Origin of the sequence: Pseudorhodoplanes sp. (assembly GCF_046289595.1) — a bacterium.
Lineage (GTDB): Bacteria > Pseudomonadota > Alphaproteobacteria > Rhizobiales > Xanthobacteraceae > Pseudorhodoplanes.
In genome coordinates this window covers 1-21,643 of sequence record NZ_JBKBVB010000039.1, presented here as the reverse complement: position 1 = coordinate 21,643, position 21,643 = coordinate 1, and the positions used below count along the sequence as shown (strand labels likewise).

The following is a 21,643-nucleotide window of genomic DNA, read 5'->3' as shown; positions in this document are numbered from 1 at the left end:
TCGTGGCGATTTCCGTTTTCTGGAGGACAGCGTGGCAGTCGAACGTATCAAGTATCAGGCCGGCAATGTGATCGGACACGGCGCGCTGGTGTGGAACGACAAGATCACGACCAAGCGGCCGCTGCTGCTGGTGATGTCGAACTGGCTTGGCGTCACCGACACCATCATCAAGCGCGCCGAGAAGATGGCGGGCGACAAATACATCGCCTTTGTCGGCTGCATGTATGGTGAGGGCAAGACCGCCGAGGGTCCGCCCGAATCCGAAAAGCTGATGATGGCGGTGCGGTCCGATCGCGTGGAGGGGCGCAAGCGCGTCAATGCCGCTTTGCAGACGATGATTGCGGAAGCCGACAAACGCGGCATCGGCGATTCGTCGAAGAAGGCCGCGGTCGGCTTCTGCTTCGGCGGCGGCAATGTGCTGGAGCTTGCCCGCAGCGGCGCCGATCTCGATGCGGTGGTGTGCCTGCACGGCGATCTCGCCACCACGATGCCGGCCAAGAAGGGCGACATCAAAGCCGCGATCTTCGTTCTTCACGGCTCGAAGGATCCGATTGCCGGACAGGCCGACCGCAACGCGCTGGAAAACGAACTCGATGCAGCCGGCGCCAACTGGCAGATGCTGACCTTCGGCGGCCGTCTGCATTCCTTCGCCGAGGAGGAGACCGACATGCCGGGCGTCGCCAAGTTCGATGCCGGCGCCGCGCACCAGACCTACCGGATGCTGGACGATTTCATCCAGGATGCGTTCGCGAAGCGGCTTTAGTTTTCCGCGACGAAGCCAAACGGAGGCCTGTCACACAGGCCTCCGTTCATTTTGGCCTACTGCGACCGGGCGTTACTGAACGCTGACGCTGACCTGAACCGACGATGTGCCGCTGCCGCCCGGACCGCTGCCGGACAGCGAAAATGTGAAGCTGTCCTGTCCGGTAAATCCGGGCCGCGACCGATAGGTCACGATATCGTCGCGCGCCGAGGCCGTGCCGTGGCTCGGATGGGCCGTCACCGCAACCGACGTGATGATGTTGGTGCCGCCGACATTGACGTAGACCTGACACGGCTGACCGGAACCCACCGACATTGATGTGCTGGTATTGGAGCCGAGATAGGGGATGCCCCAGGGCTGCACCCCGCATTGCGCCAATGCCGGTCCATAACTGCATCCCAACAAGACAGAAGCGGTAACGAAAGCGCGCAGCATTGCTCTCCTCCTTGCACTGATGACGACGATCGGGGCGGACATTGCAAAACGCAAAGGCCGGCCAGCTTCTCAATACGGGATCACACCTAAATAATTTTTATAGGCGGTCTCGTGTGGATGGACGCATTTGCCGATTCAGATCGAATTCAGGCGGCGCAAAGCCAGGCTCCCAATGCTCGCAAATTTTCTTTCTCTTGTACCGCATCGCGGTTGGCGCGGCTTGCGGCGGCAGCGGAGTTGGCGCACGCTGGCCCGATCAAGACACAAGAACGATAAACTGAAGAAAAGTTTCAGGGAGAAATGCCATGACACGGCTCGCGCGCATCTGCGCCGGCGCCCTCGTAGCGGCCGCGCTTTCATTCTCGCCCGCTTTCGCTCAGACCTATCCTGACAAGCCGATCCGCGTGATCGTGTCGATCGCGGCCGGCAGCGTGACCGACGTCATCATGCGCGCGGCGGCGAAGGAGATCGAAGGCAAACTCGGTCAGCCGCTGGTAATCGAGAATCGCGGCGGCGCCGCCGGCATCATCGCCGGCCAGGCCTGCGCGCAATCGGCCGGTGACGGCTATACGCTCTGCGTCATCTATCACTCCACCATGTCGTATAATCCGGTGCAGTTCGACAAGCTGCCCTATGACGCAGACGAACTTGTTCCGGTCACGCGGCTGTTCTTCCTGACCGAAGGCCTGTTCGTGAATGCCGAGGTGCCGGCCAAGACGGTCTCCGAATTGCGCACACTCGCCCAGGCGAAACCGGACGGCCTGAACTTTGCGACGCTCGGCAACGGCTCGTTCCCGGACCTGTTCCGCGTGTGGCTCAACAACCAATGGGGCACCAGGATCGTCGGCGTGCCCTACAAGGGCGGCGGCCCGGCCGCGCAGGCGCTGGCCGCCAACGAAGTGCAGATGACCCGGTTCGGCGTCGGCAATTTCCGCGGCGCCATGGATGCGGGCAAGGTGCGCATGCTCGCGCTTGCAGCAGACCAGCGCTCCAAGCAGTTCCCGGATGTGCCAACCTTCAAGGAAGCGGGCCTCGATTATCCCGGCCAGGGCTGGTGGGGATTGGCCGCGCCCAAGGGAACGCCGCAGGCGGTGGTCGACAAGCTGAACGCCGCCTTCGTCGCCGTGTTCGGCGATCCGAAATTCGGCGCGTTTCTCGACAAGCAGATGGTGGTGCCGGCTCCGACCAGTCCGGCGGCCTTTGCGGCCTTCATGAAGGAAGACCGCAAGGCGGCCGAGGCGCTGGTCAAGATCGCCAACGAGCCGCGCAAGGAATATAAGCCGCAATAGCCGCGATCGGGCGGCAAAAGGCCGCTTTCTCGACGCTCCGCAGACAACGGGGCCGCCATCCACAAAGCGATGGCGGCCCCCTCCCGTTTTGCGCCTTGCAATGCCATGTTGGACCTTGAGATTCGCATGGCAGAACAAGCAAAAAGTCCGCCGAAACTGGGCATCGCCGCACGCGCCATGCAGGCGCTCGGCGGCGCGCCGGCGCCCGATTACCTCGCCGCGCTCAATCCGGAGCAGCGGCTGGCGGTCGAAACGCTGCACGGACCGGTGCTGGTGCTCGCGGGCGCCGGAACCGGCAAGACCCGCGTCCTGACCACCCGGATCGCGCATATTCTGCGGCTCGGCCGGGCTCACCCCTCGCAAATCCTCGCCGTGACCTTCACCAACAAGGCCGCGCGCGAGATGAAGCATCGCATCGGCGAGATGGTCGGCCAGATCGTCGAGGGCATGCCCTGGCTCGGCACCTTTCACGCCATCGGGGTGAAGATCCTGCGCCGCCATGCCGAACTGGTGGGTCTGAAATCGAACTTCACCATCCTCGACGTCGACGACCAGATCCGGCTCATCAAGCAGATTCTGGAAGCCGCCAATATCGACGAGAAACGATGGCCCGCGCGCATCTTCGCCGGCATCCTCGACGGCTGGAAGAATCGCGGGCTCACGCCCGATCAGGTTCCCGCGGGCGAAGCGATGGCGTTCGCCAATGGCAAGGGCAAGGAACTCTACGCCGCGTACCAAGAGCGGCTGAAGACGCTGAATGCCTGCGACTTCGGCGATCTCCTGCTCGAGCAGTTGCGGCTGTTCCGCCACCACCCGGATGTGCTCGCCGATTACCAGCGGCGCTTCCGCTACATCCTGGTCGACGAATATCAGGACACCAATGTCGCGCAATATCTGTGGCTGCGGCTTTTGGGGCAGCCGCGCAGCAATACCACCGCCGTCATTCCGGCACGCCGCGAAGCGGCGGAGCCGGAATCCAGAACCGGGAATGATGGATTGCGGGTTCGCGCCGAAGACGGCGCGCCCCGGAATGACGACATATCGGGTCCGGCACGCACTCTGCGCAACATCTGCTGTGTCGGCGACGACGACCAGTCGATCTATGGCTGGCGCGGCGCGGAAGTGGACAACATCCTGCGCTTCGAGAAGGATTTTCCCGGCGCGACGGTCATTCGTCTGGAAAGAAACTACAGAAGCACCGGCCACATTCTCGCCGCCGCCAGCCATCTCATCGCGCATAACGAAGGCCGGCTCGGCAAAACGCTGCATACCGAGGATGTGCCCGGCGAAAAGGTCACCGTCACCGGCGCCTGGGATTCCGAGGAAGAAGCCCGCGCCATCGGCGAGGAGATCGAGCAGCTCCAGCGGAAAAAGCACAAGCTCGACGAGATCGCGATCCTGGTCCGCGCCTCGTTTCAGATGCGCGAATTCGAAGACCGCTTCGTCACGCTCGGCCTGCCCTATCGCGTGATCGGCGGCCCGAGATTTTACGAGCGCGCCGAAATCCGCGATGCGCTGGCTTATCTGCGCGTCATCAACCAGCCGGCCGACGATCTCGCCTTCGAGCGCATCGTCAACGTGCCGCGGCGCGGCCTCGGCGACGCCACCGTGAAGCAGCTGCACGATCATGCACGCATGAGCCGCGTCCCGTTGACCGAGGCCGCGCGCGCCATGATCGAGACCGACGAGCTGAAGCCGAAGCCCCGCGGCGCCTTGCGCGATCTGATGACCGCGTTCGACCGCTGGCGCACCCAGGCCGCACACCTGCCGCATACCGAACTCGCCGAGATCGTGCTGGACGAAAGCGGTTACACAGAGATGTGGCAGAAGGACCGTTCGGCCGATGCCGCGGGACGCCTCGAGAACCTGAAGGAGCTGGTGCGCTCCATGCAGGATTTCGAGAATCTCAACGGCTTTCTCGAACACATCGCGCTGGTCATGGACCGCGACGCCGACGGCATCACCGACGCCGTTTCGATCATGACGGTGCATTCCGCCAAGGGGCTGGAATTCGACACCGTGTTCCTACCCGGCTGGGAGGAAGGCCTGTTTCCGCATCAACGCTCGCTGGACGAAAGCGGCCGCGCCGGGCTTGAGGAAGAGCGCCGTCTTGCGCATGTCGCGATCACGCGCGCACGCAAGCGCGCGAAAATCTATTTCGCCACCAACCGCCGCATGAAGGGATTGTGGAATTCGACGATCCCCTCGCGCTTTCTCGACGAATTGCCGGAGGCCCATGTCGAGGTGACCGAGGCCAAGGGCGGTTTCGGCGGGATGGGCGGTTACGGGAGCATGGGCGGCATGCGCGGCGCGTTCGGCGGCAATTCGCGCTTCGACAATTTCGCGCCGGCCGCATCGAGCTACGCCACACCCGGCTGGCAGCGTGCGCAAAAGCGCCAGCGCGATGACGATGCGTTCGGCGGGTTTGGCGACGAGGCGTCGGAATACGAGAGCGCAGCGCGCTATGCCAATGACGATGAGGGCCTTAGCGGCTCAGCATATTCGGTGGACTCCCCTCCCCCCTTGCGGGGGAGGGTTAGGGAGGGGGGTGACTTTTCACCCCGCCCCGGCTCGCATTCCTCCCGCGGCGCCGGGGCATCCAGGGGCCGCTTCGCCGCCCGCCGCGAACCGCTCACCATCGAGGGCGAACTCGTTGCCAAGTCGACCGGCGTGTCGTCCGCCTTCGCCAGAGGCGACCGCGTGTTTCACATCAAGTTCGGCAACGGCAATGTGGTCGCGGTGGACGGCAACAAGCTGACCATTCAGTTCGATAAAGCCGGCGAAAAGCGCGTGGTGGACAGTTTCGTGGAGCGGGTTTAGCCGCACCCAAACGACGAATCAAAAAGCAACAGGAAATTAAACGCGCGGCCTCATCTCGAACCTGTCGACCGCAATAAACCCCGCCAAACAGGACTTTATTTTGCCGGCGCGAGCCGCCATTCTAGGCCGCGTTTAACGATTACGCGCCGAAATTACCGTCGCCTCAGCACGCAATTTCGAGCGGAGGCGGTATGCTACGGGACAGCCGTGCTATCATTGCTAGGTTGAAGCAAGATGGCTTCGAGGAAGTGTCGGTTCGCGGATCGCATCACAAATTCGTCCATCGCGACTTGAAGCGGGTCGTGATCGTTCCGCATCCAAGAAAGGACATCCCGCCGGGTACCGTCCGCTCGATCTACCGGCAAGCGGGCTGGAACAGGAACTAGTACCGATGGCCCACTATATCGCACTGATCCACAAGGACCCGGACACAGGGTACGGCGTGTCTTTCCCCGACGTGCCCGGCGTGATTACCGGCGGCGACACCATCGACGAAGCATTACAGAACGCGCCGGAGGTGCTGGCTTTTGCCGCGGAAGACTGGCGCGAGCAGACTGGCAATCCGTTTCCCAAGCCGCGCAGCATCGACGATCTGCGGAGCGACGCAGCGTTCCAGCGCGATGCAGCCGATGCGATCGTGGCCGCCATTCCGTTTCGCGTAAGGGCGGAAGCGGCGGAGTAAGGGCACGCCGTACAAGGGGCGCATCTGCGCCTGCCCCACTCTTAAACATGCGAAAGGCTGAAAATCGAGGGCTTCGCCCGCCCCCCCCCCGTTGAGGCGATGACTCGCCAGTTCGCGCGGTAAGCGTCCGCCTACCTCTCATCCTTCCACGCGCCGTATTTCTTCATCCAGAAGCCCCAGGCCAGCGCGACGACGACGCCGATCGCCAGCATCGTGGCGGTGCGCGCGGTGCCGTAATCGCCGTTCCACCACAGCATGAAGGCGGTCCAGAAGATCGCGAAGATCGCGATCATGAAGGTCTGGCGCGCGTTAAACGGCATCCGTGCTCTCCTCTGCAATCCGTGCCGGGTCACACTCCCATGCCGGATGCCACCCTGTCCACGCACGGGCTGCCGCAGGCGGGTCGCGGCGGGCGCACGGCTATGCTAGGCTTGCTCATCATGATGAAGCGCGAAATGTTCGAGATCGCCAGGATCTATGTGCCGGTGAAGCGGCGCGCGACGCTCGAACAGGCGAAGGTCGATGCGCTGGCGGCGTCCATTCTGGCCGAAGGCATGCAGACGCCGATTCTGGTCCGCCCGGACGGCGAGCGGTTTGTGCTGGTCGAAGGGCTGCATCGCCTCGAAGCCGCGAAGGCGCTGGGCGAGACCATGATCGCCGGCTATCGCGTCAGCGCGCGCAAGCACTGACGGCTGACCGCCTCAGATGGTTGGGTAGCCGAAGCGCTGCATCGCCCAGGCCCAGACAGTGGCGACGATGACGCCGCAAATGGAGAGGATCACGATATTCGCGATCCCGGTGTCGCCGCTCCACCAGATCATGAAGCCGGTCCAGAATGCGGCGTAAAGGGCGATCGCAAATATTCGGCGCGCCGTCATGGCATTCTCCGGGTTGCTGCTTGCTTGGTGACGCAACGCGGCCACCCGGTTCATGACCATCGTAAAGGCCCCGGCGCATGCACCGGGGCCTGTATTGCGTTTGGCCGCAAACCCGTTAGTTGTCGGCGCCGATTGCCGCCGCACCGCCGGTGCCGTAACCGTATGCACCGTAGCCTGGCGCGAAGCCGAACGGGCCGAAGCTCGTGCCCGGCGCGGCATAAGACGACGCTGCATATGAATCATCGGCCGGACCGTAGGCATAGGCATCATAGCCAGGCCCGTAATAGGCGCCGGTCATCGGACCGTAAGCGGGACGAAGCCCATAATATCCGGCGCCGGGGCTGCGCGGCTGGTTCGGCGCGCCGGTCTGCTCCGCACCCGAATTCATCGAGCCGGGATTGACGTTGCCAGGCGGCGGCAGATTCTGCGCGACGGCGGGCGAGAGCGCAAACGCGGTTGCGATTGCAGCCGCTGCAAAGGTGGTGATGGTCCGGTTCATGTCTGAACTCCTTGTTTGTATTCGCAGCCCCGTGACCCGTGGGAGCCGCTCCGAGAACTAATGTTGCAGCGCAGTGAAGCGTTCCGGACGCATTCGTGACCATGTCGTGGCATTGGAAAATACCTTGGCCCCGGATGCGTGAAGCCCCGCCGCGGCCGCGACAGGGCTTCACTCCGCGCGGAAGTTGGCGCGCGTTCCGTTACTGACGGCGCTCGCCGGCCGGCTGGCCAGCAGGTTCGGCGCCCGCGTCCGGCGAACTCGGTTTCACATTGGCGTTAACGCCGTCGCGGTCTGCATCGGCCGGATTTTGCGGCGCGGGTATGCCGGAGCCGGTCGTGCCCTGAATGGCGCCCTGGTTCAGACTGCGCGGCTGGTTCGGCGCCCCGGTCTGCTCCTGCCCGGACTGCATCGATCCAGGATTAACGTTGCCGGGCGGCGGCGCATTCTGCGCCTGTGCGGCCGACGCGGCGAAGAAGGCCGCGCTGGTTGCGATAACGAGCGTGCGGATCATCCGTATTCCCTTCCTTATTGCTTTCAGCGATTGCATCTCAGTCGTGCCGGGCAATGCCGGACCGGACATGAGGGCAATCCTGCGCGCCATGCCTCGTTCCGCTTCGCGGCTGCGCGACTTGCCGCATGTCATCCCGTCGCAGCGGCACAGGATTTGGCAGCCCGGCGCAGGCATTGTGGTGACGCAGAATTGCGATGACGAGGATGTGACCGCAGCCGTCGCGCGGGCGATGCAATCTGCCGCAATTGAACCAATCGCGGTACCTGCAGTTAGCCTTTCTTCTTAAACACAAGCGCAGTCGTGCCTTAATTCATGCAGGGACCATGCATTAGAATGACGGGCGATTGTCGAGGTGTCCCGATGCGTACCCGTCTTTGCCTTGCTGTCATTGCACTCGCTGCGGCCGTAGCGTCTCCGGCTGCCGCCGAAATCCAGATCACCGTCGACAAAAGTGCGCAGACTTTGACGGTCGCGCGCGACGGGCAGGTGCTGCATACCTGGCCGGTCTCCACCGGACGCGTCGGCCGCTTCACGCCCGCCGGCAGCTACCAGGCGTTCCGGCTGGAGGAGGACCATTATTCGCGCGAATTCGACGACGCGCCGATGCCGCATTCGATCTTCTTCACCAAGCGCGGCCACGCCATTCACGGCTCGTTCGAAACGCGCAAGCTCGGCCGCCCGGCATCCGGCGGATGTGTCCGGCTGGCGCCGGAGAATGCCAAACGGCTGTTCGAGATGGTCAAGCAGGAAGGCGTACTCAAGACCAAGGTCACCATCGTCGGCGACGAGCGCATTGCGCTGGCCCGGGCCGACCGCGAATTGACGCGCGGCGGAGCGCGAGCGGCCGAGCGCGGCACCGGCCTGCCGCCGACCTATTCGCCGCCGATCGAGGATGAGCCGCGGGCAAGGCAACGCCAAGCGACACCGCGCGAAGCATATCGTCCTTATGTCTACGGACAGGTTCCGCAGCAGCAGCAATACTATTACGACGGCTATCGCTGGCAGCCCTATCAGGGACCGGGCCAGCGTCACGTTCAACCGCAACCCTATTACGGCGGCGGATACGCACAGCCGCAATATTACTATCGGCCACGCTACTATGCCGAGTGAGCGCTGCCGGCGCTTCAGCGCTCGCTCACGGACGAACGTCTATGCCTGACGGTCGTCGACACGCTGGGGGAGACACAACGATGAATGTGCTGGATATTCTGTTGGGCGGCGGACGCGGCGGCCGGAGCGGCGCCGGCGGCGGCAACATGGGCAAGATCGGCATGGCGCTGATCGCCTATATGCTGATGCGCTGGTACCAGAATGCGCAGGCCGGCGGCGGCGCGCGCCCTGCTCCGATGCCCGCTCCCGGCGGCGGGCGCATGCCGCAACAGGCCCCGGCGCAGCTGCCGCATGGCGATCCGATGCAAATTCCCCCGCCGTCTTCCGGTTCGGCAGGCGACAACGACTTCGGGCCGCTGATCGAATCGACGCGCCGCATGCCGGACATGTCACGCAGCGGCAGCGCCGGCGGCAGCATGGGTGGCGGTCTTGGTGGCGGTCTTGGTGGCGGCCTGGGCGATATTCTCGGCGACATCCTCGGCGGCGCGATGGGCGGCGGGCGCGGCGGCGCAGGGCGCGGTGCGCCGAGCGGAGGCGGCGGTCTTGACGACCTTCTCGGCCAGATCCTGGGCGGCGGCCGCGGCGGCGTTCCGGGATCACGCGTCTCCGGCCCGCAGGGCGATCCGCTGAGCGATCTGCTGCGCGGCGCCGGCCTTGGCGGTCTCGGCGGTTTGCTCGCGGGAGGCGCGGGCGGCGGCATGCTTGCCGACCTTCTGCGGCAATTCGATCAGGCCGGCGCGGGCGACGCCGCGCGGTCCTGGGTCTCGCGCGGCGAGAATGTGCCGGTGACACCCGACGCGATCGAGCAGGCTTTCGGCTCCGACACGATTGACCAGCTCGCGAGCCAGTTCGGCCTCAGCAGGCCCGACCTCCTGACCGGCCTCAGCGAGGCGCTGCCGGACGTGGTCGATCAGCTCACGCCGGACGGACGGCTGCCGACGCCGGACGAGATCGAGCGCTGGACCTGAGGAGACATGTCTCGCGCGAAGCCGAACGCGTGCGAGCAAAGAGGCCCGGCGCTGACACACCGGGCCCAAGTTGCGCATGCGGAGCGACACGACGTGACACGGTGCCCCGCCACGGGAAACCGCCATGCTGGCGATCAATTTAAAGGCTAGACTGCCCTTGCGCCGCGCCGTTTGATCCTGATCAATCCGCCCACAAGCACCGTCCCGACTATTTCGGCGGCTGCGCTGGGGACGGCCATTTGCGCTCGATCCACGACATCACCCGGGCAAGCGGCGGCTGCAGCTTCGGCCAGTCGACGGCCAGAAGCACAAGACCCAGCGGCAGCATCCAGAAGCCGAGCAGCGGCAGGAAGCCGAAAACGCCGCCCACGATCAGCAGCCCGGCAACCGGCAGACGCCACAGCCTCGCATGCGGCTCGCGCAACGCCCGCGAACGCGACGCAATCCAATACGGCAGCCGCGCCTCGAAGCGATGCAGAAGCGCATGGAAATCATGAGGCGTCTGCATCATTCCCTCACCCGTCATTTCTTCTCAAGCAGCAGCTTGCCGCGCGCGCGGATCGTGGCCTGCGCCACTTCGGCGAATTTCTGCAGCAACCAGGGCAGCGTCACTTCCAGACGGACATGGTCGTCGGCGACATCGACGGTGCCCGCCGCCGCCTGACCCAGCGCATGCACGCGGAAAATCATCCGGTCGCCCGACCAGATTTCCTCGTCGACCTTCAGCACCGGAAACGCCTTGGCCGCTCCGCTCAGGCCGGGCTTGAGACGGCGCAGCGCCTCGTCCTTGCCGAGCGTGTGGGGGATGGAAACGACAATCGGCTTCGACATGCTCTTTCATCCGGTCGGTCGGCGCACAGGGTCGTCGAACCAGAAACTTATGTAGGGGTGCCCGCGGGCTGGACCAAGACGTGTGCACAGATCCCATGCATGCCTGCCTCGCACGGGCCATTGCCAACACGGACCGTCTCGGCTGGGGAAAAAATCGGTGGCAAAGCCGAAAAGGCCCATCAGATTGGACGGTTGAGAGCCCTGTTCCTCCTGACTTTTTGCGGCGGAAAGGCTGTGGATTGCTGCCCGCGCCGGCGCTCTCGTCAAGCCACAGGGACCGCTGTGAGTTCCAGCCTGTGAAGTCTGCGATTTTGCGCTAACACCTGCTCATGAACGCCCCCACCCCGCCTGCCGAAACCTTCGTTGCCTGCCTCGCCGCCGAGCGTCCCCTTGCCGAGCGGCTGGCGGATGCACTTTCGGACATGCTCGACCCGCAAACCTGCGCCGTCTCCTTGTTCGAATCCGGCGAGCATTGGGCGGTCGAGGCTGCGTTCCACGACCCGGACGATCGAAACGTGATTTCCAGCCTTGTCGCGCGCATCGCCGGCCCCGAACGCTCCCGTGCGCTGACATTTTCCAGCATCGCCAAACGCGACTGGGTCGCGGCCAGTCTGGAAGGGCTGGCTCCGGTGCGGGCGGGCCGCATCGTCGTTCACGGATCGCATGACCGCGCCCGCGTCCGGCCCAACGAAATCGGCATCGAGATCGAGGCGGCGCTCGCCTTCGGCACCGGCCATCACGGCACCACGCGCGGCTGTCTTCTGGCCTTCGAGAGGCTGCGCAAGGCCGCGCCACACCCGCAACGCCTTCGCATCCTTGATGTCGGCACCGGCACCGGCGTGCTTGCCATCGCCGCTGCCCGCGCGCTGCGCGTGCGCGTGCTCGCAAGCGATATCGACCCGCAGGCGGTCGCAGTCGCAAGAGACAATGCGCGGCTCAATCGCGTCGCAACCCTGCTGCGTGCCGTAACGGCGGGCGGGATCGAGGCGGCCGTCATCCGCAACACCCGCTACAACCTGATCTTCGCCAATATTCTGGAAGCGCCGCTGCGGCGCATGTCGGCGGGGCTGTCGGCCCTGCTCGCCCCCGGCGGCCGCCTGATCCTGTCGGGGCTTTTGGCTGTGCAGGCGGCAGGCGTGATTGCGGCCTATCGCCGGCAGGGTTTGCGGCTGCAGGCCCGGCTTGATCTCGATGGCTGGGTGACGCTGACGATGCGGCGGTAAGCCCGAAGCCGAACAACAGAAAGCGCCCCGGCAACCGGGGCGCTTTGAAATTCTCTGGAGGTCCGGCGTCGTGGAGGTCCGGCGTCGTGCCACGTCAGCCGCGGACGAACGGAAGCTCCTTCTCCGAGCGCGGCGCGAGGCGCTCGCCGGCCTTCTCGAACTGGGCCGGAAGCAGATGGCCATACAGCGCGATTTCGCGCTCGGCCTGGCGCATGCGGCTCTCGATAAAGGCATCCCACATCCGCGCAACCAGGCTCTTTTTGGCCGGCGCCTTGGCGGGACGGGTTGCGGTAGCGGTGCCAATGGTGATGGCGGTCACGGTGTCTCTCCTTCAGCTCAGTCAATGGACACCCGGGGTCGTCCTCCTGACTTTCTGCACTGCAACATAATGGTTCAGGGAGATTCGGGGAGCGCAAAGACGACATGGCCGCCCCGCTAACCATGCATAATTGCTTCATATTTTGGTAATGGATCGGCTATTCCACTGGCCGCAAATGATTGTTGCATGAGCATTTGTTGTGGCATTGCACAAATTTCGGCCCAGGGCCGTCCGGCGAAATGAAATGTCTTTGCCGGCAACGCCGGCCCCGCGGTACGGCAACATCCGCCGCGCGTGCAAAAGCCGGTACCTTTTCCGTTTGCAGCCGCGCTAATCTCGCCCGATGTTTTCAGCCAAATTCCAGACCTTCGACGAGACTGCCGATCCTGCGGCGGCGGCGCCCCGGATCGCCGCGCTGCGGGCAGAGCTGCGCCGGCAGGGGCTCGACGGCTTCGTGCTGCCCCGCGCCGACCGCCATCAGAACGAATATGTGCCGGCAAGCGAGGAACGGCTCGCCTTCCTGACCGGCTTCACCGGCTCCGCCGGCTTCCTGATCGTGCTCCCCGACCAGGCGGTGCTGTTCAGCGACGGCCGCTATACGCTGCAGGCGCGCGAGCAGACCGATCCAGCGATCTTCACCCTGATCAACAGCGTCGAAACCAGTCCCACCGCCTGGATCGAGCAGCATCTGCCGGCGCGGACCCGGCTCGGCTACGATCCGTGGCTGCACACGGCCGACAGCGCCGAGAAGCTGGCCAAGGCCTGCGCCAAAGCGGATGCGACGCTCGTTCCCGTCGAGGCCGATCCGGTGGATGCGATCTGGACCGAGCGGCCTGCCCCACCGCTCGGGCCGGTGGTCCTGCACGATGTGCGCTTCGCCGGCGAAGCCGCCGAAGACAAGCTGAACCGTATCGCCGGCGAGATCGGCAAGCAGCGCGCCGATGCGCTGGTGGTCTCCGATCCGCACAACGTCGCCTGGGCCTTCAATATCCGCGGCTCGGACGTGGCGCATACGCCCTTGCCGCTCGGCTTTGCGGTCGTGCCGAAGCAGGGCCGGCCCGCGCTCTATCTCGACGGCCGCAAGCTCTCCAATGCGGTGCGCGCCCGGCTCGCCGAATTGGCAGACCTCCACGAACCGGATGCGCTGACCGCCGATCTGGCGCGGCTTGGCGCGACACAATCCTGTGTGCTGCTCGATCAGGCGACCGCGGCCGACGCATTGGCAAAGCTCGTCACCGATGCCGGCGGCAAGCTTTTGCGCGCCGCCGATCCGATCACCGCGATGAAGGCCGTGAAAAACGCAGCCGAGATCGCGGGCGCACGCGCCGCGCAGGCGCGCGACGGCGCAGCGATGGCGCGCTTCCTCGCCTGGTTCGACCGCGAAGCGCCGCGCGGCGAACTCACCGAGATTGCCGCGGTCGAGGCGCTGGAAAGCTTTCGCCGCGACAGCGGATTGCTGAAAGACATTTCGTTTCCGAGCATCTCCGGCTCGGGCCCGAACGGCGCCATCGTGCATTACCGCGTGACGGAGAAGACCAACCGGCCGATCAGGCCCGGCGAATTGTTCCTGATCGATTCCGGCGGGCAATACGAGGACGGCACCACCGACATCACCCGCACCATCGCGGTCGGCGCGCCGAGCGAAGAGATGCGCATGCGCTTCACCCAGGTGCTGCGCGGCCATATCGCCATCGCGCGCGCGGTGTTCCCCGACGGCATTTCCGGTGCGCAGCTCGACACGCTGGCGCGGCAATATCTGTGGCAGGCCGGGGTCGATTTCGACCACGGAACCGGCCATGGCGTCGGCAGCTATCTGTCGGTGCATGAAGGCCCGGCGCGGATCTCCAAGCTCGGCTCAGCGCCGCTGAAACGCGGCATGATCCTCTCCAACGAGCCCGGCTATTACAAGGAAGGCGCCTTCGGCATCCGCATCGAGAATCTGGTGCTGGTAATCGAGGCCCCGCACATTCCGGGCGCCGAACGGCCGATGAATGCGTTTGAGACCATCACGCTCGCCCCGATCGACCGCAGGCTCGTCGATGTCAGTCAGATGACAGCGGACGAGCTTGCCTGGCTCGATAGCTACCATGCGCGGGTTGCAGAGACGCTGGCCCCGCTTGTTGATAAGGACACGGCGCACTGGCTGGCTGCTGCGACCCGGCCGCTCTCCAACCCCTGAGTACGTTCTTTGGACGCGCAAACGCCGAAACCCGCGCCCGGTCCCGAGGCGGCGACCGACCGTCGCCCGGCGCCGCTCGGCCTGATCGTGCTGTTGATGGCGATGAGCGCCATCGGCCCGGTTTCGCTCAATATTCTGGTGCCATCGACGCCCGGACTTGCGGTGCTGTTCGACACCAAAGTCGAGACCGTGCAACTGACGCTGTCGCTCTATCTGTTCGGGCTTGCGGTGTCGCAGCTCATGCTCGGCCCGCTGTCCGACCGCTTCGGCCGGAAGCCTGTGCTGCTGGCCGGGCTGTTCATCACCGCGGCCGCCAGCATTGCCGCCGTATTCTCCACCTCGATCGGCATGCTGATCCTGTTCCGGACGCTGCAGGCGCTGGGCGCCTCCTCCGGACTCGTGATCGGCCGCGCCATCATCCGCGATCTCTATACCCGCGACCGCGCCGCCGCGATGATCGGCCTTGTCACCACGGTGATGGTGCTGGCGCCGATGGCCGCGCCGCTGATCGGCGGGCTGCTCGATACGCATTTCGGCTGGGAATACACCTTCGTGCTCACCGGCGTCATGGCGGCAACGGTGATGGCCTGGGCCTTCGTTTCGTTGCCGGAAACGCGGCCCGATCACATCACCGGCGGCGGCGTGCGCTTCATTCTCGGCGAGAGCCGCGAACTCCTCGCCGACCGCAAATTCATCGGCTATGTGCTGGTCTGCGCCATCGGCACCGCGACCTTCTTCGCCTTTCTCGGCGGCGGCCCGCATGTCGTGATCAGCATCATGGGCCGCACCTCGGCCGAGTACGGTCTGTGGTTCATCGCCACTTCGGGCGGCTTCATGCTCGGCAATTTCATCACCTCGCGGACCGCACAGCGTTACGGCGTCGACTGGATGATCGGCATCGGGCTCGCACTGTTGCTGATCGGCTCGGTGCTCACGATCGCCAGTGTCGCGGCGTTTCCGGATGGCGGACCGTGGACCATTTTCGTGCCACAGCTTGCGATCTCGGTCGGCAACGGCATCTTCCTGCCGAATTGCGTGGCCGGTGCGGTCAGCGTGCGGCCGCAGGCGGCCGGCACCGCCTCGGGCATCACCGGTTTCGTGCAGATGGCGACCGGAGCGGTGGCGGCACAGGCCATGAGCCACATCGTCGCCAGCGCCACAACGGCGATGCCGCTGGCAATCGCGATGGGTGTGCTGTCGGCCGCGGCATCGCTGGCGTTCTGGATGTTTCTGGCGCGGCGGTAGCGGCTACTCCACCGGCTGCCCGCGCTGCATCATGCAGGCCCGGTAAAGCTGAAATTCCGTGTTGCCGAATGTGGTTTCCGGATAGCGGCCGGCCAGCACGCTGCATTCGTGAATGGCGGCGGCGCGCGCAGGGTTCATCGTCCGGCGTTCGGCATTGGCATATGACAGCGTGGCGACGATGAGAACGCCGCTCAGCGCCGCAGCGAGAGAGCGATTACGCATGTTCGGTAGTCCTGCAATGTCCCCAATCGGGACATAGGAACGGCCGCCGCACCGCGAACCTTCACCGGCGCTGCATCAGCCATGCATTTTCGGCGGGCTGCCGGCCTCTTGATGGCAGAGCGCCTTGCGCTATTGCCCGACCAGCGCAAGCCATTCGTCCTCGCTCAGCACCGCAACGCCGTGCTTCTGCGCCTCGGCAAGTTTCGAGCCCGCGCCCGGTCCGGCGACCACATAATCCGTCTTCTTCGACACCGAGCCCGCAACCTTGGCGCCGAGCCGTTCGGCCTGCGCCTTGGCTTCGTTGCGCGTCAGCTTTTCCAGCGTGCCGGTGAACACCACGGTCTTGCCGGCGATGGCGGTCTCCATCTTCGGCCGCTCCGCATCGAGGATCGTGACCTCCCTGGTCAGCCGCTCGACGATGCCGCGATTGTGGCTTTCGCCGAAATAGGCACGCACGCTCTCGATCACGGTGTCGCCGATCTGGTCGAGCGCATCCATCTCGGCGATGGCGTCCGCGTCGCCCTTTGCGATCTTCACGCAGGCATCGTGAAAGGCCTGCCACGAGCCATAGCCGCGCGCCAGAACAAGCGCGGTGGTTTCGCCGACATGGCGGATGCCGAGCGCATAGATGAAGCGGTCGAGCCCGATCTCGCGCCGCGCTTCGATCGCTGCGAACAGGTTTCGCACCGAGGTCTCGCCATAGCCCTCATGGTCCTGAAGACGGATAGTGCGGTTGCGCGCTTCGAGCGTGAAGATATCGGCGGGCTCTTTCACCCAACCCTGTTCGAAGAAAAATTCGATCTGCTTCTCGCCGAGCCCGTCGATGTCGAAGGCGCGGCGCGAGGCGAACAGCTTCAGATGCTCGATCTTCTGGTACGGGCAGGCGAATTCGCCGGTGCAATGCGCCCGCGCCCCTTGTTCTCCGGTGGCGGTCGCCTCGCGCACCACCTTGGTATGCAGCGGGCACGGGCATCGGGTCGGGAACTGATAGGGCTGCGCGCCGCGCTTGCGCTTCTCCAGCACCACATCGACGATCTGCGGGATCACGTCGCCGGCGCGCTGGATCACCACGGTGTCGCCGATGCGCAGATCCTTGCCGTCACGGATCGGCGCGCCGTCGCCGCCGATGCCCTTGATGTAATCCTCGTTGTGCAGCGTGACATTCTGCACGATCACGCCGCCGACGCCGACCGGCTCCAGCTTGCCGACCGGAGTGAGCGCGCCGGTGCGCCCGACCTGGATTTCGATGTCGCGCAGGATGGTGGTGGCGCGCTCGGCCGGAAATTTATGCGCGATCGCCCAGCGCGGGGTGCGCGACACGAAGCCCAGCCGCTCTTGCCAGTCGATGCGGTCGACCTTGTAGACCACGCCGTCGATGTCGTAGTCGAGATGCGAGCGCTCTTCCTCGATCGTGCGGTGGAAGGCGATGAGCTGTTCGACCGAATGGCAGAGCTTGGTCAGCGGATTGGTCCTGAAGCCGCAAGCCTCGAACCAGGCCACCATGCCCGATTGCGTATCGGCCGGCATCGCGCTCATCTCGCCCCAGCCATAGGCGAAAAAACCCAAGGGGCGCGACGCGGTGACGGCCGGATCCTTCTGGCGCAGCGAGCCCGCCGCCGAATTGCGCGGATTGGCGAAGATCGGTTCGCCCGCCGCCTTCTGCCGCTCGTTGAGCGCAAGGAACGCCTGCTTGGTCATGTAGACTTCGCCGCGGATCTCGCAGACCGCGGGGATGTTGCGGCCCTTCAGCTTTTGCGGCAGGTCGTGCAGGGTGCGGATATTGGCGGTGACGTCCTCGCCCTCGCTGCCGTCGCCGCGGGTCGCCGCGGTGACGAGTTCGCCGCGCTCGTAACGCAGCGACATCGACAGCCCGTCGATCTTCGGCTCGGCGACGAAATCGATGCGCTCGTCCTCCGGCAGCTTCAGAAAACGGCGGATGCGTGAGACGAAATCGGCGACATCCTGTTCGGCAAAGGCATTATCCAGCGAGAGCATCGGCACCGCGTGCCGGACTTTCCTGAAACCGCGCGCCGGCGCAGCGCCGACACGCCGCGACGGCGAGTCCTTTCGCACCAAGGCGGGAAAGCGCGCCTCGATCGCGGCATTGCGCTGGCGCAGCGCGTCGTATTCGGCATCGCTGACGGTCGGCGCATCCTCCTGGTAATAGCGCTTGTCGTGCTCGGCGATGAGTTTGGCGAGCCGCGCCAGTTCGGCCGCGGCCTGTTCCTCGGTCAGACTGTCGACGGGCGTGAGGGGGTAAGCGCGCTTGGCCATGGTACGATAACAGTCATTCCGGGCGCGCCGGAGGCGCGCTGGCGAGGGATAGTCCATTCTAACGCGGCGTCAAATGCCGTATGAATGAACCCGCAAGGGCGTCCACAGAGCGCCTGTCGGGAGCGAAACATGCTGCTGTATCCGCGGTCCAAGGACCGGCCATTCCACCTCGGGCCGTTCCCGCTGGAAAGCCTGCCGGCCGATCCGGACAGGATCGCGCGCGAGGCGGAGCGCCCGCACCGACCAAGGGGCGACGGCGCGCCGGGCGACAGCCGGCTCGCTGCGGCGGCCGATCATTACCGCGACATTTTCGCAACGTTCCTCGACGGAACCCCGAGTTCCGAGCAGGCGCCGGTCCCGAACGACCTGCAGCGCCGGAGCATCGACATCAAGGGCGCCGCCTATTTCCTCGATGCCTCGCAGGCCGGCATTTGCGAGCTTCCGGCCTCGGCGTGGCTTAACGGACAGGCGCGGCCGCCTCACAAAATCGCCATTGCGATCCTGGTCGAGCGTCCGCGTCTGCCCGAGCCGGACAATCCGGCGCGCGGCTGGATCGCGCCCGCAACGCATGCCATCGCCGACATGCGCGCCGCCGAAATCGCGGTCTGTCTCGCGGGCCATATCCGCAGCCTCGGCTTTTCGGCGCGCGCGCATATCGCGGGGAACAGCCTGCTCGATCTTGAAATGATCGCGGTCCTCGCCGGCACCGCCGTGCGCGATAGCGACGGTGCGCCCGTGCATCCCTATCTCGGGCGGAATTTTTCGATTGCCGCGATCGCGACCGATTACGCGCTCGCGACCGACACGCCGCTCGCGCAGGCCGCACTGCGTCGAGGCTTGATGCGGCGGCTCGCCGACTGGTGGGGCAAGGACGGCGCGCAATCGGGCCGCGAACGCGCGCGCAGGATGCGCCGCGCCACCCATCTCAGCCGCTACCCGATGGAGCAGGTCAAGCGCATCGACCGGCCGACCACGCTCATCATCGACGACGAAGTGCCCCGCGTGCCCAAGCGCGCGGCCTTTTTCCAGCGCGCGCTGCATGGCGATCTCGGCGACAAGGCCAAGGGCGAGCGCGGCCGCTTCGCGTTTAAGACGCCGCTGTCGCACAGCATGGTGCAGGTGATCCGCGCGCTGGTGCCGTTCCAGAACGGCGAAGTGGCGAACACCGCGACGCCGCATCCCGACCATGCTGCCAATGCCCGTGCGATCAAGTCGCTGTCCTATGCGCTCGGCGCGGATCTCACCGGCATCTGCGAGACGCCGCGCTATGCCTGGTTCTCGCACAGGGAGGACGGCAGCGAACTTCAGCCCTACCACCGCTATTCGGTCGCCATGCTGATCGACCAGGGCTACGACACCATGGAAGGATCGAGCGGCGACGACTGGATTTCCGGCTCGCAATCGATGCGCGCATACCTGCGCGGCGCGGTGATCGCCGGCATCATGGCGGAATTCCTGCGCGCACTCGGCTATTCCGCGCGCTCGCAGACCAATGCCGACAGCGACGTTTTGCATATCCCGATCATTCTCTGGGCGGGCCTCGGCGAACTCAGCCGGATCGGCGAACTGGTGCTCAATCCGTTCGTCGGACCGCGCTTCAAGTCGGTCGTCCTCACCACCGACTTCCCGATGCAGCCCGACCGGCCGATCGATTTCGGCCTGCAGACCTTCTGCGGCAATTGCCTTAAATGCGCGCGCGAATGCCCCTGCGACGCCATTCCGTTCGGCGGCAAGGTCATGTTCAACGGCTATGAGATGTGGAAGCCGGACGTCGAGCGCTGCACCCGTTACCGGCTCACCAATGCGCGCGGCTCGGCCTGTGGCCGCTGCATGAAGACCTGCCCGATCAACAAGGTGGTGGATGCCGACGGCGCATTGCTGACCCGCCTTGCGAGCTTTCTCGGCGTCAATGCCATGTGGCTCAAGCCGCTGATGGTGCCGATCGCCACCCGCATGGACGACTGGCTCGGCAACGGCAAGCGCAATCCGGCGAAGAAATGGTGGCTCGATCACGAGATCGTCGATGGCCGTGTCGTCGTACCCAAGGCAACCAACGAGCGCGACATCGATCCGGCGCGCAAAGTCGATCCGGCGCAGCAGAAAATGGCCTACTACCCGGCCAGCATGATGCCGGCGCCGAACGATCCATCGGCGAATGCGGTCGACCGCAAGGCGGCGATGGCGATGCGCGACATGCTCGAGACGCCGGATCAGGCTCGCGCCCGTGTTGCAGAAGGCGGCGCAACGCCCGCGATCTACCGGCCGACACCGCCCCGCGCGCTTGCCGGGGCCGGCGCTGACGGTGCGCCCGGCAACCCGTACAAATAAGGTCTACCCCGCGGCCCTGATCAGCCGCTCGGCGGCGGCGCGCGCCTCGTCGGTGATCTCGGCGCCGGCGAGCATGCGCGCGATCTCCTCGCGGCGGCGCTCGGCCGCGACTTCGCTGACCCGCGTCGCCACCCGCTTGCCCTTGTCAAGCGTATCCTTGGCAATAACGAAATGCCGGCTTGCGCGGGCTGCGACCTGCGGCGCGTGCGTCACCGCGATCGCCTGCACGCGCGTGGCGAGCTTGGCAAGCCGCATGCCGATGGCGTCGGCGACCGCGCCGCCCACACCGGTATCGATCTCGTCGAAGATCAGCGTCGGCGCCGAGCCCTTGTCCGCCAGCACCACTTTCAACGCCAGCAGAAAGCGCGCGAGTTCGCCGCCCGAGGCCACCTTCATCAATGGGCCGGGCCGCGTGCCGGGATTGGTCTGCACCCAGAATTCCACACGGTCGAAGCCATGCGCGCCCGCGCTGTCCGGGTCGCTTGCTATCGATGTCGAGAATACCGCGCGCTCGAGCTTGAGCGGCTTGATCTCGGTATTCACCGCCTTGTCGAGCTTCACCGCTGCCTTCTTGCGCGCTTCCGACAAGGCGGCCGCGGCTTTTCGAAACTGTGCATCGGTTTCAGCCGCAGCTTTTTCCAGCGCCGTGAGCTTTTCGGCGCCGGCATCGATCAGCGCCAGAGCCTCACCATATCGCTGCGCAAGCGCGGCAAGGCCGTCCACCGGCGTATTGTATTTGCGCGCCGCGGCGCGCAGCGCAAACAGCCGCTCCTCGATCCGTTCCAGCTCGGCCGGATCGTAGTTGGCGGCCTGCAGCGCCGCTTCCAGATGAGCCCGCGCTTCCTCGATCGCCGACAGGGCGGTGTCCAGCGCCTTCACTGCGGGGTCGGCCAAACCTGGCGCCTGCGCGCTCCGCCGTTCCAGCCTACGGATCGCGGAGGCAAAGCTCGGTACCGGTGAGGCATTGCCGGTCACCGCCTCATAGGCGTCCTGCAGATCGCCTGCGATCTTTTCGGCCTGCATCATCGCGGCGCGGCGCTCGGCCAGTGTGGTCTCCTCGCCCGCTT

Annotated in this window: 24 protein-coding genes; 13 read left to right on the top strand and 11 right to left on the bottom strand. The window is 65.4% G+C overall.

From position 1 onward, the window contains the following. The first annotated feature begins 31 nt into the window (after positions 1-31). Complete coding sequence (locus ACK41X_RS10500) at positions 32-763, top strand: dienelactone hydrolase family protein (RefSeq protein WP_409722389.1); 732 nt, start codon at positions 32-34, stop codon at positions 761-763. Between the two features lie 72 nt (positions 764-835). Here the strand turns inward: ACK41X_RS10500 and ACK41X_RS10495 are convergent, their stop codons facing one another. Next, a complete protein-coding gene (locus ACK41X_RS10495) occupies positions 836-1,198 on the bottom strand; it encodes an Ig-like domain-containing protein (RefSeq protein WP_409722386.1) in 363 nt (120 codons plus the stop codon). A gap of 305 nt (positions 1,199-1,503) precedes the next feature. On the opposite strand from ACK41X_RS10495, the gene ACK41X_RS10490 reads away from it, so the two are divergent. The 4 genes from ACK41X_RS10490 to ACK41X_RS10475 all read left to right on the top strand — a co-directional run bounded on the left by ACK41X_RS10490 (position 1,504) and on the right by ACK41X_RS10475 (position 5,989). Continuing rightward, on the top strand, positions 1,504-2,487 hold the full coding sequence (locus ACK41X_RS10490; protein WP_409722383.1) for a Bug family tripartite tricarboxylate transporter substrate binding protein: 984 nt from the start codon (positions 1,504-1,506) through the stop codon (positions 2,485-2,487). Between the two features lie 126 nt (positions 2,488-2,613). Next, positions 2,614-5,307, top strand: coding sequence for an ATP-dependent helicase (locus ACK41X_RS10485; protein ID WP_409722380.1), 2,694 nt, complete (start codon positions 2,614-2,616; stop codon positions 5,305-5,307). Positions 5,308-5,498: 191 nt separating this feature from the next. After that, entirely contained in the window at positions 5,499-5,693 is a 195-nt protein-coding gene (locus ACK41X_RS10480) for a type II toxin-antitoxin system HicA family toxin (protein ID WP_409722378.1), read from the top strand. A gap of 5 nt (positions 5,694-5,698) precedes the next feature. Further along, complete coding sequence (locus ACK41X_RS10475) at positions 5,699-5,989, top strand: type II toxin-antitoxin system HicB family antitoxin (protein ID WP_409722375.1); 291 nt, start codon at positions 5,699-5,701, stop codon at positions 5,987-5,989. 131 nt (positions 5,990-6,120) lie between these two features. Here ACK41X_RS10475 and ACK41X_RS10470 read toward each other — a convergent pair whose 3' ends face one another. Then, entirely contained in the window at positions 6,121-6,309 is a 189-nt protein-coding gene (locus ACK41X_RS10470) for a hypothetical protein (protein ID WP_409722372.1), read from the bottom strand. 120 nt (positions 6,310-6,429) lie between these two features. On the opposite strand from ACK41X_RS10470, the gene ACK41X_RS10465 reads away from it, so the two are divergent. Beyond that, a complete protein-coding gene (locus tag ACK41X_RS10465) occupies positions 6,430-6,678 on the top strand; it encodes a ParB N-terminal domain-containing protein (RefSeq protein ID WP_409722369.1) in 249 nt (82 codons plus the stop codon). Positions 6,679-6,690: 12 nt separating this feature from the next. Here the strand turns inward: ACK41X_RS10465 and ACK41X_RS10460 are convergent, their stop codons facing one another. The 3 genes from ACK41X_RS10460 to ACK41X_RS10450 all read right to left on the bottom strand — a co-directional run bounded on the left by ACK41X_RS10460 (position 6,691) and on the right by ACK41X_RS10450 (position 7,877). Then, positions 6,691-6,867, bottom strand: a complete 177-nt coding sequence (locus tag ACK41X_RS10460; protein ID WP_409722366.1) for a hypothetical protein — start codon at positions 6,865-6,867, stop codon at positions 6,691-6,693. Between the two features lie 115 nt (positions 6,868-6,982). Further along, entirely contained in the window at positions 6,983-7,366 is a 384-nt protein-coding gene (locus tag ACK41X_RS10455) for a hypothetical protein (RefSeq protein WP_409722363.1), read from the bottom strand. 199 nt (positions 7,367-7,565) lie between these two features. Further along, positions 7,566-7,877 (bottom strand): hypothetical protein, encoded by a 312-nt coding sequence (locus tag ACK41X_RS10450; protein WP_409722360.1) that lies wholly within the window; start codon positions 7,875-7,877, stop codon positions 7,566-7,568. On the opposite strand from ACK41X_RS10450, the gene ACK41X_RS10445 reads away from it, so the two are divergent. The 3 genes from ACK41X_RS10445 to ACK41X_RS10435 all read left to right on the top strand — a co-directional run bounded on the left by ACK41X_RS10445 (position 7,867) and on the right by ACK41X_RS10435 (position 9,955). Then, positions 7,867-8,163 carry a hypothetical protein gene (locus ACK41X_RS10445; protein ID WP_409722358.1) on the top strand — a complete coding sequence of 99 codons (297 nt, stop codon included), beginning with the start codon at positions 7,867-7,869 and terminating at the stop codon, positions 8,161-8,163. The genes ACK41X_RS10450 and ACK41X_RS10445 overlap by 11 nt on opposite strands. 74 nt (positions 8,164-8,237) lie before the next feature. After that, positions 8,238-8,987 (top strand): L,D-transpeptidase, encoded by a 750-nt coding sequence (locus tag ACK41X_RS10440; protein ID WP_409722355.1) that lies wholly within the window; start codon positions 8,238-8,240, stop codon positions 8,985-8,987. Between the two features lie 80 nt (positions 8,988-9,067). Continuing rightward, positions 9,068-9,955, top strand: a complete 888-nt coding sequence (locus ACK41X_RS10435) for a YidB family protein (protein WP_409722353.1) — start codon at positions 9,068-9,070, stop codon at positions 9,953-9,955. Positions 9,956-10,163: 208 nt separating this feature from the next. On the opposite strand, the gene ACK41X_RS10430 is transcribed toward ACK41X_RS10435, so the two are convergent. Both ACK41X_RS10430 and ACK41X_RS10425 read right to left on the bottom strand, forming a co-directional pair. After that, positions 10,164-10,463 carry a hypothetical protein gene (locus ACK41X_RS10430; RefSeq protein ID WP_409722351.1) on the bottom strand — a complete coding sequence of 100 codons (300 nt, stop codon included), beginning with the start codon at positions 10,461-10,463 and terminating at the stop codon, positions 10,164-10,166. 14 nt (positions 10,464-10,477) lie between these two features. After that, entirely contained in the window at positions 10,478-10,786 is a 309-nt protein-coding gene (locus ACK41X_RS10425) for a polyhydroxyalkanoic acid system family protein (RefSeq protein WP_409722348.1), read from the bottom strand. A gap of 329 nt (positions 10,787-11,115) precedes the next feature. Here ACK41X_RS10425 and ACK41X_RS10420 point away from each other — a divergent pair, with 329 nt between their 5' ends. Then, positions 11,116-12,009 (top strand): 50S ribosomal protein L11 methyltransferase, encoded by an 894-nt coding sequence (locus tag ACK41X_RS10420; protein WP_409722345.1) that lies wholly within the window; start codon positions 11,116-11,118, stop codon positions 12,007-12,009. 94 nt (positions 12,010-12,103) lie between these two features. On the opposite strand, the gene ACK41X_RS10415 is transcribed toward ACK41X_RS10420, so the two are convergent. Continuing rightward, complete coding sequence (locus ACK41X_RS10415) at positions 12,104-12,328, bottom strand: hypothetical protein (protein ID WP_409722342.1); 225 nt, start codon at positions 12,326-12,328, stop codon at positions 12,104-12,106. 343 nt (positions 12,329-12,671) lie between these two features. Between ACK41X_RS10415 and ACK41X_RS10410 the strand changes: the two genes are divergently transcribed. Further along, positions 12,672-14,507, top strand: a complete 1,836-nt coding sequence (locus ACK41X_RS10410; RefSeq protein ID WP_409722339.1) for an aminopeptidase P family protein — start codon at positions 12,672-12,674, stop codon at positions 14,505-14,507. A 9-nt stretch (positions 14,508-14,516) separates the two neighbouring features. Then, complete coding sequence (locus tag ACK41X_RS10405) at positions 14,517-15,752, top strand: multidrug effflux MFS transporter (protein WP_409722336.1); 1,236 nt, start codon at positions 14,517-14,519, stop codon at positions 15,750-15,752. A 3-nt stretch (positions 15,753-15,755) separates the two neighbouring features. On the opposite strand, the gene ACK41X_RS10400 is transcribed toward ACK41X_RS10405, so the two are convergent. Both ACK41X_RS10400 and ligA read right to left on the bottom strand, forming a co-directional pair. Then, positions 15,756-15,974, bottom strand: a complete 219-nt coding sequence (locus ACK41X_RS10400) for a hypothetical protein (protein WP_409722334.1) — start codon at positions 15,972-15,974, stop codon at positions 15,756-15,758. A gap of 129 nt (positions 15,975-16,103) precedes the next feature. Next, entirely contained in the window at positions 16,104-18,248 is a 2,145-nt protein-coding gene (gene ligA / locus ACK41X_RS10395) for an NAD-dependent DNA ligase LigA (RefSeq protein WP_409722331.1), read from the bottom strand. Positions 18,249-18,377: 129 nt separating this feature from the next. Here ligA and ACK41X_RS10390 point away from each other — a divergent pair, with 129 nt between their 5' ends. Further along, complete coding sequence (locus ACK41X_RS10390; protein ID WP_409722328.1) at positions 18,378-20,576, top strand: Fe-S protein; 2,199 nt, start codon at positions 18,378-18,380, stop codon at positions 20,574-20,576. Between the two features lie 3 nt (positions 20,577-20,579). On the opposite strand, the gene ACK41X_RS10385 is transcribed toward ACK41X_RS10390, so the two are convergent. Then, on the bottom strand, positions 20,580-21,643 hold a 1,064-nt coding region (locus ACK41X_RS10385; RefSeq protein ID WP_409722325.1), incomplete at its 5' end, for a DNA repair protein RecN.